General features: G+C 61.4%; 13 protein-coding genes and 1 pseudogene. 5 read left to right on the top strand and 9 right to left on the bottom strand.

Annotated elements, in window-relative coordinates; all coding sequences use genetic code 11:
- Nucleotides 1-7 precede the first annotated feature (7 nt).
- A complete protein-coding gene (locus ACCO56_RS15010) occupies nucleotides 8-1,549 on the top strand; it encodes a class I SAM-dependent methyltransferase (protein WP_433641576.1) in 1,542 nt (513 codons plus the stop codon).
- A 6-nt stretch (nucleotides 1,550-1,555) separates the two neighbouring features.
- The gene (locus ACCO56_RS15005; protein WP_433641575.1) at nucleotides 1,556-2,338 is read left to right on the top strand and encodes a protein kinase domain-containing protein; all 783 of its coding nucleotides are present in this window, start codon (nucleotides 1,556-1,558) and stop codon (nucleotides 2,336-2,338) included.
- On the opposite strand, the gene ACCO56_RS15000 is transcribed toward ACCO56_RS15005, so the two are convergent.
- The 5 genes from ACCO56_RS15000 to ACCO56_RS14980 are packed head-to-tail and all read right to left on the bottom strand — an operon-like array spanning nucleotide 2,308 to nucleotide 7,253.
- Nucleotides 2,308-2,646, bottom strand: a complete 339-nt coding sequence (locus ACCO56_RS15000) for a slr1659 superfamily regulator (RefSeq protein ID WP_433641574.1) — start codon at nucleotides 2,644-2,646, stop codon at nucleotides 2,308-2,310. The genes ACCO56_RS15005 and ACCO56_RS15000 overlap by 31 nt on opposite strands.
- 28 nt (nucleotides 2,647-2,674) lie before the next feature.
- Entirely contained in the window at nucleotides 2,675-3,223 is a 549-nt protein-coding gene (locus ACCO56_RS14995; RefSeq protein WP_433641573.1) for a slr1658 superfamily regulator, read from the bottom strand.
- Nucleotides 3,224-5,611 carry a SpoIIE family protein phosphatase gene (locus tag ACCO56_RS14990; RefSeq protein ID WP_433641572.1) on the bottom strand — a complete coding sequence of 796 codons (2,388 nt, stop codon included), beginning with the start codon at nucleotides 5,609-5,611 and terminating at the stop codon, nucleotides 3,224-3,226.
- Nucleotides 5,608-6,783 (bottom strand): methyltransferase domain-containing protein, encoded by a 1,176-nt coding sequence (locus ACCO56_RS14985; protein ID WP_433641571.1) that lies wholly within the window; start codon nucleotides 6,781-6,783, stop codon nucleotides 5,608-5,610. Before ACCO56_RS14985 ends, ACCO56_RS14990 begins: the two co-directional genes overlap by 4 nt.
- Before the next feature lie 8 nt (nucleotides 6,784-6,791).
- A complete protein-coding gene (locus ACCO56_RS14980; protein ID WP_433641570.1) occupies nucleotides 6,792-7,253 on the bottom strand; it encodes a ubiquinone biosynthesis methyltransferase UbiE in 462 nt (153 codons plus the stop codon).
- Between the two features lie 304 nt (nucleotides 7,254-7,557).
- Between ACCO56_RS14980 and ACCO56_RS14975 the strand changes: the two genes are divergently transcribed.
- On the top strand, nucleotides 7,558-8,451 hold the full coding sequence (locus ACCO56_RS14975; RefSeq protein WP_433641569.1) for a PP2C family protein-serine/threonine phosphatase: 894 nt from the start codon (nucleotides 7,558-7,560) through the stop codon (nucleotides 8,449-8,451).
- Nucleotides 8,452-8,628: 177 nt separating this feature from the next.
- Nucleotides 8,629-9,354, top strand: a complete 726-nt coding sequence (locus ACCO56_RS14970; protein WP_433641568.1) for a hypothetical protein — start codon at nucleotides 8,629-8,631, stop codon at nucleotides 9,352-9,354.
- A gap of 426 nt (nucleotides 9,355-9,780) precedes the next feature.
- On the opposite strand, the gene ACCO56_RS14965 is transcribed toward ACCO56_RS14970, so the two are convergent.
- Nucleotides 9,781-10,431, bottom strand: a complete 651-nt coding sequence (locus ACCO56_RS14965) for a hypothetical protein (RefSeq protein ID WP_433641567.1) — start codon at nucleotides 10,429-10,431, stop codon at nucleotides 9,781-9,783.
- 326 nt (nucleotides 10,432-10,757) lie between these two features.
- Here ACCO56_RS14965 and ACCO56_RS14960 point away from each other — a divergent pair.
- A pseudogene (locus ACCO56_RS14960) lies at nucleotides 10,758-10,894 on the top strand (DDE-type integrase/transposase/recombinase); the annotation flags it as partial.
- Nucleotides 10,895-10,968: 74 nt separating this feature from the next.
- Here ACCO56_RS14960 and leuD read toward each other — a convergent pair.
- The 3 genes from leuD to ACCO56_RS14945 are packed head-to-tail and all read right to left on the bottom strand — an operon-like array spanning nucleotide 10,969 to nucleotide 13,877.
- A complete protein-coding gene (gene leuD, locus ACCO56_RS14955; protein WP_433641566.1) occupies nucleotides 10,969-11,562 on the bottom strand; it encodes a 3-isopropylmalate dehydratase small subunit in 594 nt (197 codons plus the stop codon).
- A gap of 2 nt (nucleotides 11,563-11,564) precedes the next feature.
- The gene (gene leuC, locus ACCO56_RS14950; protein ID WP_433641565.1) at nucleotides 11,565-12,959 is read right to left on the bottom strand and encodes a 3-isopropylmalate dehydratase large subunit; all 1,395 of its coding nucleotides are present in this window, start codon (nucleotides 12,957-12,959) and stop codon (nucleotides 11,565-11,567) included.
- A 60-nt stretch (nucleotides 12,960-13,019) separates the two neighbouring features.
- On the bottom strand, nucleotides 13,020-13,877 hold the full coding sequence (locus ACCO56_RS14945; protein WP_433641564.1) for an isocitrate lyase/PEP mutase family protein: 858 nt from the start codon (nucleotides 13,875-13,877) through the stop codon (nucleotides 13,020-13,022).
- Nucleotides 13,878-13,891 lie beyond the last annotated feature (14 nt).

The following is a 13,891-nucleotide window of genomic DNA, read 5'->3' as shown; positions in this document are numbered from 1 at the left end:
ACCGACAATGCACGACTGGACCGACGGCTACGTATCCGACGTAGAGTATCTGCCCGGATACTATATGGAGCAGGCACCGGCGCATCTCGATCTGGCCTGCCTTCTGCGGGGCATCGAGCCACCGCGGGCGCCCGGTGCAGATTTTCGCTATTGCGAACTCGGCTGCGGCGTCGGCGAGACGGCGCTGACGATTGCGGCAGCCAATCCGCGGGCCGAGGTCTGGGCTTTCGATTTCAATCCGGCGCATATCGCTCGCGGAAGCGGGCTGGCCAGAGCGGCGGGGCTGACCAATGTCCATATCAAAGAGGCTTCCTTCGAGGACCTGGCCGGCGGCAGGCACGGAGACCTCTGCCGCTTCGACTATATCGCCCTTCACGGTGTATGGGCCTGGGTGAGCGCGGCGAACCGCGCCTATATCATGCAGTTCATCGAACGGCACCTCAAGCCGGGCGGCCTTGTCTACGTGACCTACAATGCGCTGCCCGGCTGGACCTCGACCATGCCGCTGCAAAGGCTGGTGTCGATGTTCGCCGAGGCCCCCAGCGAGCGCAGCGACCGGCGCATCATCGCGGCCCTCGACAAGGTCGCCGCCTTTGCAAAGGCCGGCTCCGGAATGATCGAGGCCGAAATGCTCGAACGGCTCGGCAAGGAACGCGAAAACGGCAACGTCGCTTATCTCTCGCACGAATACCTGAACGCCCACTGGTCGCCCTGCTACCAGGTCGACGTCGCGCGCGACATGGCGGCAGCCAAGCTGAGCTATGGCGGCACAGCCAATCTGTTGGAGAACTTTCCCGATCTGTCGCTGACGCAGCAGCAACGCGAGCTCGTCGCGGCCACCCCAGCGGCTTTCGCCGAAACCGCAAAGGACTATTTCATGGCGCGCACGTTTCGCCGCGACGTTTACATCCGGGGCGTTCGCGCGATCGCGGACAGACGCCTCGACGCGCGTATCCGCGATCTCAACTTGGCGCTGGTCATCCCGGAAGACGCCATAACGCGCGATATCAAGGTTCCGCTCGGCGAAGCGACCCTAAATCAGAACTTCTACGGCCCAGCCCTCAAGGCCCTGGCGGAGGCGCCACGCACGGTCGGCGAACTGATGGACCTGCCTGAGGCGGAGCGCAGCAGCGTCACGCCGCGGGAAGTGGTGGGCATGCTGGTGGGATCACGCCAGGCGATGATCCTGGCCAACGAGATCTCGCCCGAGAGCCGCTCTGCGGCAGCCCGCTTCAATGCCGCCAGTCTGAGTGCCTGTGCCGACGAGAGCCGGGCGGTATGTGCGCTTGCCGCATCCGGCACGGGTTCGGGCGTCACCATCCGCCTTTTCGAGATGCTGGCCTATGAGGCGATGGCGAATGGCGCGCCTGCAGAGGCCGGGGCTCTGACAAATGAGGTCTGGCGTATTCTCTCCGCACGGGGCGATCGCATCCGCCACGAGGGTGAGTTGATCCACGACGACGACGAGAACAAGCGGCTGATTGCCGAGCAGATGCAACTCGTGCTGAAAACGGCCGTACCGATCTGGAAACGCGTCGGAGCGATCTGACCAGCCATGGATGGGCTCCCCTTCTCGGACGTGCGGCTCATTCACCGAAGGGGTGCCATCGAGATTCTTGCTGCCGTCGATCGATCGGGTAGAGACGTTATCATCAAGCGGCTCGTGCCCGAACGATGCCGGCCGGATCCGCTCGGGGTAGCCCGCTTCCGGCGGGAAGTCGCGATTCATCAAACCCTGCACCATCCGGGCGTCGCCCGCTGCTTCGGATCCGGAGAAGGCTGGCTCGCCCTCGAGCTGTTGCAGAACGGGCTCGACGACCCGGTACGGCGCCCAGGATTCCGTCAATCGAGCGCCGTTCTCACTCTGCTGCGCGATTTGGCAGAGACACTGGCCTATCTGCACGCGCGTGGCGTCATCCATGCGGACCTGAAGCCGGCGCATATCATGTTCCGTGGTGACCGTCCGGTCATCATCGACTTCGGGATAGCGGCCCTCGGATCGCGGGATCCGATCGCGGGTGCAGAATTTGCCGGCTCACCGCGATGGATGGCGGCTGAACTCATCGCGGGCGGATTGCCCTCGCCCGCCTCGGACGTCCAGGCCCTGTGCGCCATCGGCTGCTGGCTCCTGAACGGCGCGCCCGATTGCGACGAGCACGCGGCGGCAATCCTGGAACGACGGCTTCGGAGCGGGAACGCAAGCGAGGCCGAAATGACACTCCCGGCCGGCATCGACCGGCAGCTTGCGCGTATTCTGGAGGCCGGGGTCGGGCCGCAGAACCTGCGGCCCACGGCAGCGCAGATCGTTCAGCTGATCTCGAGAACGACAGCAGGGTAAAGCTTCTTCAGATTGGGGAGCGACTTGCTCTGCCAGGGAATTTTGGTCGAGCCGCAGACTGCAAGGCCCACGCCTGACTGTTTTCTCACCTCGATCGTGAACTTCGCCAGCAGGTTAATGCCGGAGCTGTTGAGAAACTCGAGTTCCGTCAGGTCCAGGACGATCGTCTCCGGCTTGCTGGCCAGCACGTTTTGCATGATGTCGAGAATGGGGGCATAGGCCTCCGTGCCCGAGAGCCGCATGGTTCCCTCGTAGTGGATCGTCGCGCCCTCCGCCCAAACCCTGTAGTCGTTCGTCTTGATTTCCATTGTTGCGAGATGCTCCGATGAATGGGGGTCAGGAGAGAGTAAGCGCAGCGAAGGTGTTGAGCCGGATCGGCTCGCCGATGCCGTTGTCGAGGAATTCCCACCCCAGCTTTGCGCCATAGTCGCTCATCAGCGTCAGGAGGCCAAGCCCGGACGCCGACGAATTGGCGTCTTCCGCATTGGCCTCGATGCGCTCGATCAGCAGTTCACCCGGATCACGGGAGGTAATCTCTTCCAGCAGGCTGCTGAATCGCTCCGCCCTCTCGCGATTGACGAGATTGGATACCTTGATCTCGAACCTCGCTCCCTCGATCGAGGTGTGTACGGAAATATCCCCCGGATGGCGAAACTTCACCGCGTTCTCGAGCAGTTCGTTGACGAGGTAACCGAGGCTGTGCCGCGTCTCGTTGTAGTCGAGCGAAAGCGCGGCGCCGCGTAGCGCAAAAAACTCGCCGATGAACTCCGACGTCGTGCTCGCATGCTGCCAAGTCAGGTCGAGCGGTCCTTCGGCCAAGGTCAGCGATTTACCGAATGCGCCGGAGCCGTTGAGCAGCGTCGTCTCACCGTAATGTGTCCTCATCTATCGATGCCTCATCACGACCAGAGTGATGTCGTCGTGGATCTTCTGCGTTCCGATGTGGGTCATCAGGTCCGCGATGATGCCGTCCTTGATCTCGCCGGCGCTGCCGTTGCGGTGGCGCTTGGCGCTTTCGCACAGCCTCTCGATCCCGAAGAGCTCGCCCGACGGGCTCTCCGCCTCGGTCACCCCATCCGTGTGCAGGACGATGATGTCGCCCTTGTCGAAGTCTACGTCATGCGTCTTGATGAACGGTGAGATGTCGCTTTCCAGACCGATCGGGAAACCGAGATCGATGGTGTCGATGCGCTCGACCTCGCCGCCGTTGCGCAGGACCAGCACTTCCTCGTGCTGGCCCGAAACCGTGACCTTGCTGCTTTCGTAATCGAGGAAGGTCAGCGACAGGTGCTTGTCGGTCTCGGTTCTCTCGATGTTCTTGAAGATCGTGCGGTTCAGGACCGCCAGGAACTCCTTCGGATCGCCGCTGCCCTGCTCCTGCAGGGCTCGCGCCACCGACTGCACCATCAGCATCAGGACGCCGCTCTCCAGTCCGTGCCCTGTCACGTCGCCGATGCCGACCTTCACGCGATTGCCGCTCTGAAGCACATCGAAATAGTCGCCGCCCACCTCGTCGGCCGGCTCCATATAGCCGGCGACCTCGATCTGCGGGATGGCGCCAAGTTCGTTCGACTTCGGCAGAACCATCTTCTGGATGTGGCGGGCGACGTCGAGCTCAGCGCCGAGCCGCAGGTTCTCGGATTTCAAACGCGCATTGAGCGCCATGATCTCATCATTTGCGTTCGCGAGCTCATGGGTGCGCTCCTCGACCAGCTTCTCCAGGTTTTCCGTATGATACCTGATTTCCTCGGCCATCTTGTTGAAGGCAACGCCGACGGCGCCGACCTCGTCGCGCGACGGAATATCGACGCGGACCGAGTAGTCCTTTTCCTGAAGACGGCGTGCCGCATTGGCGAGCGCACTGAGCCCGGCGGTGATGCGGCCCGAGATTGCGTAGACCGCACCCAGAACGATGAGAAGGCTGATGAAAAGGATGATGACCTGGTATTGGACAATCCGGGTCGTGGCTTCGGATATATTGTCCTGAACCGAGAGGAGTGACTGGTAAATCTCCCGCTCCGATACGACGAAGCCAAGCGTCATCGGCTCTGCGTCGATCGTCTTACCGTCCCACAGATTGATCGGTTGAAGCTGGCGCAGCACGACGAGATAGGGAACCTGTTCCCCACCCTTCTCCAAGAAGACGTGCTTGAGCACCGTATTCTGGTCCGCGGGAAGTTCCAGGCTCGCGATGGCCGACTGCGCGCTTTCACGCAGTGAGCGCATAACGCCGGTGACACCCTGCTGGCCGTCGACGTCGCTCGAGTTCAATCCGAGCGTGCGCTCGCCGATATCGTTCGTCGCTAGAACGTTGCCGTTGGACGTCGCGAGGAAACCAAAGCCGGTATCGGCGATGTTGACGCTCTCCACGAGATTGACGAGCTGGTCGAGCGTCATGTCGACGGCGACGCCGCCCGCCACGTCCGAGCGGTCGGCCGTGAACAGAGGGTGGAAAAACGAAACGACGATGCTGCCGGTAATAGCATCGATATACGGCGGCGTCATCACGATCTGCGAGGCGACCGGCCTGGACGCGGGATTGGCAATCCAGGATTGCCAGCCCTCATAGATCCCCGGGAAAAAGAAATCCCAGAAGCTCGGGCCATTATTATGACCAGGATAGTACTGGTCCAGCGTCTTCGCCTGATCCGAATAAGGCGTCGCCCGGGTGATCGAGGCATCTTTCGGCCCGATGTAGTAAAGCTGCAGCTTCGAAGCGCCCGCCTCCATCATCGCCGGTCCGATGAGGTCCAGAATGGCGCTCGCCTCGATGCTCTTCTGCGCAGCCGGGACCGGATTTTTGTCCTCGTCAAGCAGGTAGCCCCAGACGTTGACGGCGGAGGGCACGCCGGGCGCGTTCTGCGACCAACCACCTGCGGGATTGTAGACCAGCCCGCTCGAATAGCCCGGGGACTGCGTCAGAGCCTCTGACAGAGACTGCTCAAGTCTTGGGTTGTCACTCACGGCCTGCATCGTGGCAGCGAGCGTTGCCAGCTCCGAATGCACGCGTTGGATCAGCAGGTCCGCGCGGAGCGCCGTCGCCTCGATGTAGGTCTGGAGGAATTCCTTGTTCGCCTCGGTAAGACCCTCGTCGACCTGCTCCGTAACGTCCTTGGACAGGCGCTGCACGTTCCAGATGGCGATGCCGCCGCCGAGCATCAGATCGAACAGCACGGCCGCGCCGACGACGAGGATGAACTTCGCGCGGAAGCTCTTGGTCAAGAACCGCCCAGGCGACTGCACGGCAATCGAAGGATCGGAGGCTACGCTCACAGCGGCTTCCTTCCCGAGGCCACCCAAATCGGCCAGCCCGCATAGCCCTTGGGATGCAGGGCGGCGAAGATATGGTCGTCGAAACCTCGCCGGAACCGCTCGACAAACTCCGGACCGTCGCCGCGCATGGATGACATCTTGCCGGCAAAGAGGTTCTTCCAGGCGCCGATGATGTCGGCGAAGTCCTGAGGGTCGCCGTCCAGATTGGTGACCATGAACGACTCCATCCGCACGGCATCGAAACCGGCATCGAGAAGCAGGCGTCGGCTCTTGGGTCCGATCTCGATATCATGCCTGAAATGCGCGACGATCTTCGCGACTTCGTTGTAGGTCCACTGAATGCTCTCGCCTCTCGGTTCACCGAGGCAGTGCGAGTTCTTCTCATTCGTCACGTAGACGCGCCCGCCCGGCTTGCAGATGCGAAACAGCTCCTTGAGGATCAGTTCCGGACGATCGAATATCTGAAGGGAATGGCGGCAGGTGACGAAATCGAACTGATTGTCCTCGATCAGCATCTCGGATGCATCGCCATATACGTACTCGATGCCATCGATGCCGAAATCGGCCGCGACCTTGCGAGCATAGGCCAGGCTGGGCTTGGAGTGGTCGAGCGCAAGCAGTCGCGAAGGGCCGAACTCCTTGTGCAGCAGCACGGCGAAGTCTCCGATGCCGCAGCAGATATCGGCGACGCTCATGCCTGGCATCAGGCCGTGCCGCGGCAGGAGGTTGCGTTCATGCCGCCAAGTCAGCTTGGTCTGGGTCCGCAGCAGCGAGATGATCTCGCCGTCCTCGACGAAGGCCTGGCCGGGATAGAATTCGTTGTCGTACTGCTCGACCACGATCCGCGGGGTCAACTGGCTCAGGGGCGTGAACTTGCGGGTGGACCAGCCGACGACGCTCGACGTGATGATCGAGATGCGCAGGTCGCTGCGCTCGCCGGTCGCGCGCACGAGAAGGCCGGATATGACCTTGAAGGCAATATTGTTGAGCCGCACCAGCCTCTTGACGTTGAGGTAGAGCGTGCCGCGCACCTTCGACAGGGCCTGCTCGAAAAGACCAATGCAAGCGGCTAGTTCCTGTTCGTGCTGGGGCCGCATCGATCCGACGATCGAGAATTCCTGGTTGTTCTCGTCGAAGGTCGCGGAATAGCTATGTGCAATCGTCTCGGACATCGGTGCGCTTAGTTCTCGAGTGTCAGATCAGCTGTCAGCCGCACGGCTCCGTCGTCCATCGGTTCGATGGTTAGCCGTGCATTGTAGTCGACCGCCAGTTCCATCAGGCCTATGGTCGGATCTATCGACCCCTCCTGGAACAGGGCAGTACGGTATGTTTCCGCAAGATTTTCCTGCGAAAGCCGGCTGACGGCCGTGCGATAGAAGTCCGAGCCCGCAAGGTCGTTGGGGATGACAAGCTCGACACGATCCTTGTTGCCGTGGCGCAAGATGGAGCAGACGAACTTGCCGCTTGCGCCGTGCGCGCGATGAGCGGTTTCCAGCAGTTCGTTCAACGCCGAAGAAAGCAGGTTCGAATAGAGAAGCGAATCGGTCCGGTTGTGGCTGACCATCTTGGCGATGTAGCTCGACAGCCGGTCGCAATAGGCCCAGTCCGAGGCGAACGCCCCGATATCCATGCCGACCGCCATGAGCAACTCAAACGAGTCAGATGGCGCTACGTCTTGATCGATTCTCATGCCGTCACTTTGCCGTTCGAACGTGATGTGCGAAGCGCGCAGGCTCCCCCTGCGGCTCCGCATGGCGTGCAGGCTCGATCAAATCCCTGGCTGACTAAGGCCCCCCGATTCCCGCAACCTTAACGATAAGGCAGCGACTCTCAGTAGATCAAGTCTAATCGGACTCGATAGCCTTGCGCTTCACCCTCCCGGCCTGGATAAAGCACTGAATGATGAATAAATTCTCAAGCAATGGAACCGGGGGATTTTTTGCACCATGTCCGAGCATGTCAACGAGGATGCGGTGCATCTCCGCGCCGAGATCGCCCGGCTGCAGGCCGAACTCGACGACCTCCGCTTGCTAAACGACGCCCTGATGGAGCATGGCGAGGCCGTCGAGGACCAGCTCGCACAGCAGAACCTGCAGCTGGAGCAGACGCAGCAGCGGCTCGATGCCGAGCTTGCCGACGCAGCGCGCTATCTGTTTTCTATCCTGCCCGAGAAGCGCGACACATTGCCGAAGACAGACTGGCTCCTCGTTCCATCGACGGAACTCGGCGGCGATTCGTTCGGCTATCGCAGGATCGATGACGATCATTTCGCTTGCTATCTGATCGATGTCTGTGGTCACGGGGTCGGCGCCGCGCTCCTGTCCGTCGCGGTTATCAACGTTCTGCGCTCTTCGGCGCTGGTCAATGCCGACTTTCGTGAACCGTCCGAGGTGCTGGCCGCGCTCAACGACATGTTTCCCATGGAACGCCAGAGCAACATGTTCTTCACCATCTGGTATGGCGTCTACAATGCGACGAGCGGAAAGCTACGCTATGCCAGCGGCGGACATCCGCCTGCGATACACCTTCGGCAAAAGGCAGATGGCCCGACCGAGCCGACGCTGCTCATCACGATGGGCGGCATGGCCATCGGCGCCTTTCCCGACATCGCCTTCGAGAGCGCAAGCCTGACCATGGAACCGGGAGACAGGCTCCTCTTGCTGAGCGATGGAACCTTCGAGGTGGACAGGCGAGATGGCGAGATGCTGACGGTGGACGAACTGGCGGCCTTTGCCGCGGGGACCAGCGATCGGCCACAGGCCATCCACGACTGGGTGTGCTCTTTCGGCGACGGAGGTCCGCTGCCGGACGATTTCACGCTTCTTCGAATAGAGTTCTGATAGCAGCCAGACATTGCTTGCACCTGAATGTCTGCGTCCGCCCCGCAGGGCTGCAGAAAATCGCGGTCGCCGCGATTGGGTCGCGACGGTGGAGCAACCTGAGCGCGAAGATTCGGGATGGCCCTAAGGGGCGCAGCAATGCTATCAGCCTTCTTGGCAAACAGGGGGACATGGGACATGGGACTGCCGACACCGGAACAGCTCAACGAACTATCGGGAAAGGTCCTCGAACAGGGCAAGCTCTGCCGGGGCAATTGGGAGAAGTTCACAAACGTGCTCAGCTCGCTGCTGACCAAGGCTGCCCCGTCAGCGGCGCAGGCCGGTGTGACGAAGGGCGCGTCCGCCCTCGGCGTATCGAGCGGGCTTCAGGTGGGCGCAACGGTCGGCGGCGTTGCCGTCGGCACCACGATCGCGCCGATCGGCGTCGCGCTGGCCCCGTGGATTGCCGCTGCCACGATCGCCTCGCAGGCGGGCAAGATCTTCAGCCTGTACGATATCAAGGACGACGTGCTCAAAGGCGGCAGCCCGAAGGTCACCTATGTCTGCCACTGCGGGCAATGCGCCAAGAACATCGGCTACATCATCGACAAGAAGGAACGGAACGTCGGGGTGGTGGCCGTGAGCGTCTTCACCCTCGGCGCGGCGGCGGTCATCAAGGGCGTCCACTCGCTCGGCAAGAAGGTCAAGTCCGCCGTCAAGAGCGAGATGCGGCCGAAGGAAAAGACGTGCCGCGACCTCATCGAATCGGCACGTGAGAAGGGCTGCACCGCGGCAATGGCCACGATTTTCCTCCTGTCCGGAAGCTGGAGTTTCATGGGAAATCGGGAGACCAAGACGATGGCGACGGCGGTCGCGATCCTGACCTCCGAAGACGGCTGGGACAAGTTCAAGTCGCTGTGGTGAACAGGCGGTCAGGGTAGCAGTTCTTCTTCAGCGAGCACCGAATTCTGTTCGTTGCCAAGCGTTTTAGCCGCAATGCCGCCAACCCTGCTGAGCCGCCAGAGCCTGTGCGATTTTTTACGTTCATGACCTTCATCGGCGACGCTGTCGTGAACGCCGGGAATCGCTTTCAGGCCGCCCTGCGGCAGAGCGCTGGTACGTCGGTCTGAAACGTCGGCAACCTCGATCCGATCGGCGCTCGGGAAGCCGAGCGTAGCGCGCCGTCATACCGCCGGCCGAAGCCGAGGCACGCTACGACGCCATGCTCGAAGAGCCGGCCACGGCAGCGGGATTCAAACGAAACGGCCTTCGGATAATCCCGGTTCGGTTCAAGTTCTTCGTCTGAGTTTGCGACAGAACCAGTTTGATGCGAACTTCGAAATCACGACGCTAAATGCGGATACCCCTCTGCAACATTCCGGCCTTGTAGAAGAACTGGCTCTTGAAGAGATCGTCCTTCAGCTTGTTGGGGCTATAAGCCGAATTGCTTAGTTCGAACATACTTTGCGCCGAAAGGCCGTTCTGTGCGGCTGCATACTGGAAAGTGCAGACTACAAACTGCGAGCAGAAAAATTTCTGACCCTTTCCAGTAGACAATGCCTGAAGCGTCGCATTCAGCACGCCTATATTGGCGGCTGGGTGATTCTTGAAAAGCGACCCAGCGGCGCCTGCGATGGAATATTTTGCGGTTTTCGAGGCTGAATGATGGGCCAAGATAAGGGATGCTACTGAAGCCGCCATCTCTGCGACATTGGTCAACAGGCAGCGATACACTTCGTAGTCATAGTTAAGGTTGTGCGTACGAAGGTTATTCTTCGTAACGCCACTGCCTTGCGATTCGATAATGTTTTCACCGTCCAACATGATCCCGGCATGCACGATGTTGGAATTGCCCTGCTTCGTCGTCTTGCTTTGGATAAGGGACTGCCCCCATGAAATCAGCCCCGACAGAGCCGACCCGTCGCCATACTTCAACAGGATGTCGCCAGGCATGAGCTGATCGTTGTTTATGTACGAAATCTCAAGGCCAACTGCCGGCATAATCGACTCCATCTGATCACGCCAAAGGCGCGAACACGATCCGTGTTGAGGAAGGTTGCCCTACTTGGCAACCCCTTAACGTTGAGTAAATGGGATGGCCAGGCTGGGCTGGTTTGCCTTCGGGGCAGCAGGGCCGCTCGGATGCCGCGGAACAACCCAGACCTGGCGTTACAGCTGCGTTTTTCGATGCATTCTGAATCTGTGGGCGACCATAATTCGGGATTTGATGATTGGTGGTGGGTCGGTAGAGGATACGCTTGCGGCATGGGCCGCCTCGCTGACGACTGCGAAGGCACGCATTCCTCGGCTGTTCACGCAAGAGCGCGTGGGTCGTCCACTTCTCGCCGCAGCTGCTGGAGCGTTCAACCGGCGCAAGCGGGACGTCACCGGCCAGTGGCATGTTGACGAGACCTCCATCAAGGTCCGCGGCCGGTGGATGTATCCTACCGCGCCATCGCCTCCCGCCGATGGTCGATCGAACCCACCGTCACACCGCACGACGCGCTGTTGCGGATCAGCTTGCGCATCAGGCGTGGCTTATGTTCCGCAGGTATCCGCTTCGTACCGTCTAATGTCCTCCAAGAAGCTCATAGTGAAGCCGATCTCGTCGACGCCGTTCAGCAGGCAGTGTTTCTTGAATGAATCGATGGGAAAGGTGAACGTTACGCTTCCGTCGACGCTCACCTTCTGAGCTTCTAGATCGACATAGATGGAGGCGTCGGGATGGGTGCGCAGATGGGCGAGGAGAAGCCGGATCGTCTCTCCGTCGGTTTGGATCGGCAAAAGGCCGTTGACCAGCGCATTCTGATAGAAGATGTCGCCGAAACTTTCTGCGATCACCACACGGAAGCCGAGATGCTGCAAGGCATATACCGCGCCTTCCCGGGACGATCCGCACCCGAAATTCGAGCCCGCCACCAGGATCATCGCGCCAGCATGGTCGTCCGATGTCAAGGGAGTGCCGATGAGCGGCGAGCCGTCGGCCTTGAAGCGTAGGTCGCGGAAGCAATAGTTCGCATAGCCGTCCTCCGGTTTCAGCGACAGGAAGCGCGCCGGCAGGATTTGATCGGTATCGACATTCTCAAGGCCAAACGGGAGGCCTCTCGCCGTCAGGATAGTGAAGGGATTCATCTCTAGGCCTCAGAAATGTCGACAGGATGGCCGGTAACAGCGATCGTGGCCGCCATGGCGGGGTTCATCAGGTGGGTGCGCACGCCGGCGCCTTGCCGGCCAACGAAATTGCGATTGGACGTCGAGGCGCAGCGTTCGCCGGAGCGGCCAACATCGCCGTTCATGCCCGCGCACATCGAACAGCCCGAAAGGCGCCATTCGAACCCGGCGTCTCGGAATATTCGGTCCAGTCCCTCGCGCTCGGCCTGCGCCTTGACCGCCATCGAACCGGGAACGACCATCGCGGGGATGACGGCCTTGCGCCCCGCTATCGCTTGGGCGGCGGCGCGCAGATCCTCGATGCGGCCATTTGTGCAAGAGCCTATGAATACACGGTCGAAGCGGATGTTCACGATGGCCGTTCCCGGTGTGAGGCCCATATATTCGAGCGCGGCGATCTTACTGTTGCGGCGCGACGTGTCCTCGATCGCCGCAGGATCGGGTATGACGCCGTCGACGCTGATGCCGTCTTCCGGGCTCGTGCCCCAGGTGATGATCGGCTTCAGCGAAGCCGCGTCCATCTCGATCTCCTTCTCGAACACCGCGCCCTCGTCGGAGCCCAGCGTCCGCCAGTCGGTGACCTGCGCCTGCCATTTGACCTCGTCGCCGTCGAAGGCGTGATCGCGTAGATAGTCGAAGGTGGTCTGGTCTGGGGCGATCAGGCCGAAGCGCGCGCCGGCCTCAATCGTCATGTTGCAGAGCGTCAGCCGACCCTCAACGCTAAGCGCCTCAACGGCGGGACCCGCATATTCGATCGCGTAGCCGGTGCCGCCCCCGGCGCCAAGCCGCGCGACTACGGCTAATGTAAGGTCCTTTGCCGTCACATGCGGCCGTAATCGGCCTTTGATCGCGATGCGCATCTGCTTCGGCTTCTTCTGCCACAGCGTTTGTGTCGCCAAGGCATGCGCGACCTGCGAGGCGCCGATCCCGAAGGCGAGCGCTCCCATCGCTCCATGCGTTGCCGTGTGGCTGTCGCCGCAGACAATGGTCATGCCCGGCCGCGTCAGGCCGAGTTCGGGACCGATGACATGTACGATGCCTTGCGAGGGGTGGGCGAGGTCGAGCAACCTGATGCCTGCCTCTTCGGCATTCGTCGCAAGATCGGCGATGATCTGCCGCCGCGAAGCCACGTCCACCTGAGCGATATCGCGCGAGGTGGTGGACGCATAGTGATCGACGATCGCCGTGGTCAGGTCCGGCCGGCGGACCTTGAGCTCTCGCCGACGCAGCAGCGAGAACGCGTTGCGGGAACCTTCGTGCGCCAAGTGCCGATCGATGTAGAGCAGCGTCCCTGCCACGGGATGTTCCATGACCGTGTGGCGCGACCACAGCTTGTCGAAAAGCGTCGTTGGCTGCATCGTGACCTCGTCTCGTATCTCGTGAAACGGAGCAGGCTTCCGTTGGCCCGGGCTCCGGCGTCAGCTGAGTGGTGTGTCGAGCGCTGCGTTGACACGCCGCCACTCGGCACCTGAGGCGAGGGCGACGCCCTCCTTGATACCGATGTCGCCGGGCGGCACCGGATGCCGCCCCTCGAACCGTGCGGCGGCAAGGATCTCCATCGACATGCCCATCACCGATTTCAGGAGAATGCTAGGCAGGATGACCATGCTGTAGCCCATCTTCTGCGCGTCCTTGAAGTCGACCTCAGGCGTCTTGCCGCGCCAGACCAAGTTAAGAAGGCACGGTGCGCCGATGCGTTCGGGAATCGCGGCCATCTCGTCTACTGTCTGAGGGGCCTCCACGAAGACGATGTCGGCGCCCGCGTCGGCCGCTCGCTTGCCACGCTCGATCGCGGCCTCGAAGCCTTCGACGGCGCGGGCGTCCGTCCGCGCGATGATCATGAAGTCGCCGGCCTCGCGCGCTTTGCAGGCGGCCCGGATCTTCGACACGAAGTCCTCTACCGGAACGATAGACTTGTTCTCGAAGTGCCCACATTTCTTCGGAAACGTCTGGTCCTCGATATGGATCGCGGCGACGCCCGCCCGCTGGTATGCACGAACCGCGCGGGCGGCGTTGAGTTCATTGCCGAACCCGGAGTCTGCGTCAGCAATCACTGGCACATTCACCGCCGCAGCAATGCGCCCGGCGACGGTTACCATCTCCGTCATGGTGAGCAGGCCGAAATCCGGATAGCCATGTGAGGCAGAGACGCCGGAGCCGGTCATGTAGACGGCGTTGAAGCCGGATCGTTCAATAGCCCCCGCCGTAAGGCAGTCATATGCCCCCGGCGCGAGCACGAACTCCTTGCTCGAAATCATCTGGCGTAGTGAGGTCATGTCCTTCTCCCGTG

The sequence above is a fragment of the Mesorhizobium sp. 1B3 genome (assembly GCF_050958605.1).
Taxonomy (GTDB): domain Bacteria; phylum Pseudomonadota; class Alphaproteobacteria; order Rhizobiales; family Rhizobiaceae.
Note: the sequence above shows the minus strand (reverse complement) of the source record. Positions and strands in the feature narration are given on the sequence as shown.

What these genes read in the sequence shown, in the direction of transcription:
- ACCO56_RS15010 (WP_433641576.1), top strand. Translation starts at nt 8, where the DNA reads ATGCACGACTGGACCGACGGCTACGTATCCGACGTAGAGTATCTGCCC.
- ACCO56_RS15005 (WP_433641575.1), top strand. Translation starts at nt 1,556, where the DNA reads ATGGATGGGCTCCCCTTCTCGGACGTGCGGCTCATTCACCGAAGGGGT.
- ACCO56_RS15000 (WP_433641574.1), bottom strand. Translation starts at nt 2,646, where the DNA reads ATGGAAATCAAGACGAACGACTACAGGGTTTGGGCGGAGGGCGCGACG.
- ACCO56_RS14995 (WP_433641573.1), bottom strand. Translation starts at nt 3,223, where the DNA reads ATGAGGACACATTACGGTGAGACGACGCTGCTCAACGGCTCCGGCGCA.
- ACCO56_RS14985 (WP_433641571.1), bottom strand. Translation starts at nt 6,783, where the DNA reads ATGTCCGAGACGATTGCACATAGCTATTCCGCGACCTTCGACGAGAAC.
- ACCO56_RS14980 (WP_433641570.1), bottom strand. Translation starts at nt 7,253, where the DNA reads ATGGCGGTCGGCATGGATATCGGGGCGTTCGCCTCGGACTGGGCCTAT.
- ACCO56_RS14975 (WP_433641569.1), top strand. Translation starts at nt 7,558, where the DNA reads ATGTCCGAGCATGTCAACGAGGATGCGGTGCATCTCCGCGCCGAGATC.
- ACCO56_RS14970 (WP_433641568.1), top strand. Translation starts at nt 8,629, where the DNA reads ATGGGACTGCCGACACCGGAACAGCTCAACGAACTATCGGGAAAGGTC.
- ACCO56_RS14965 (WP_433641567.1), bottom strand. Translation starts at nt 10,431, where the DNA reads ATGCCGGCAGTTGGCCTTGAGATTTCGTACATAAACAACGATCAGCTC.
- leuD (WP_433641566.1), bottom strand. Translation starts at nt 11,562, where the DNA reads ATGAATCCCTTCACTATCCTGACGGCGAGAGGCCTCCCGTTTGGCCTT.
- leuC (WP_433641565.1), bottom strand. Translation starts at nt 12,959, where the DNA reads ATGCAGCCAACGACGCTTTTCGACAAGCTGTGGTCGCGCCACACGGTC.
- ACCO56_RS14945 (WP_433641564.1), bottom strand. Translation starts at nt 13,877, where the DNA reads ATGACCTCACTACGCCAGATGATTTCGAGCAAGGAGTTCGTGCTCGCG.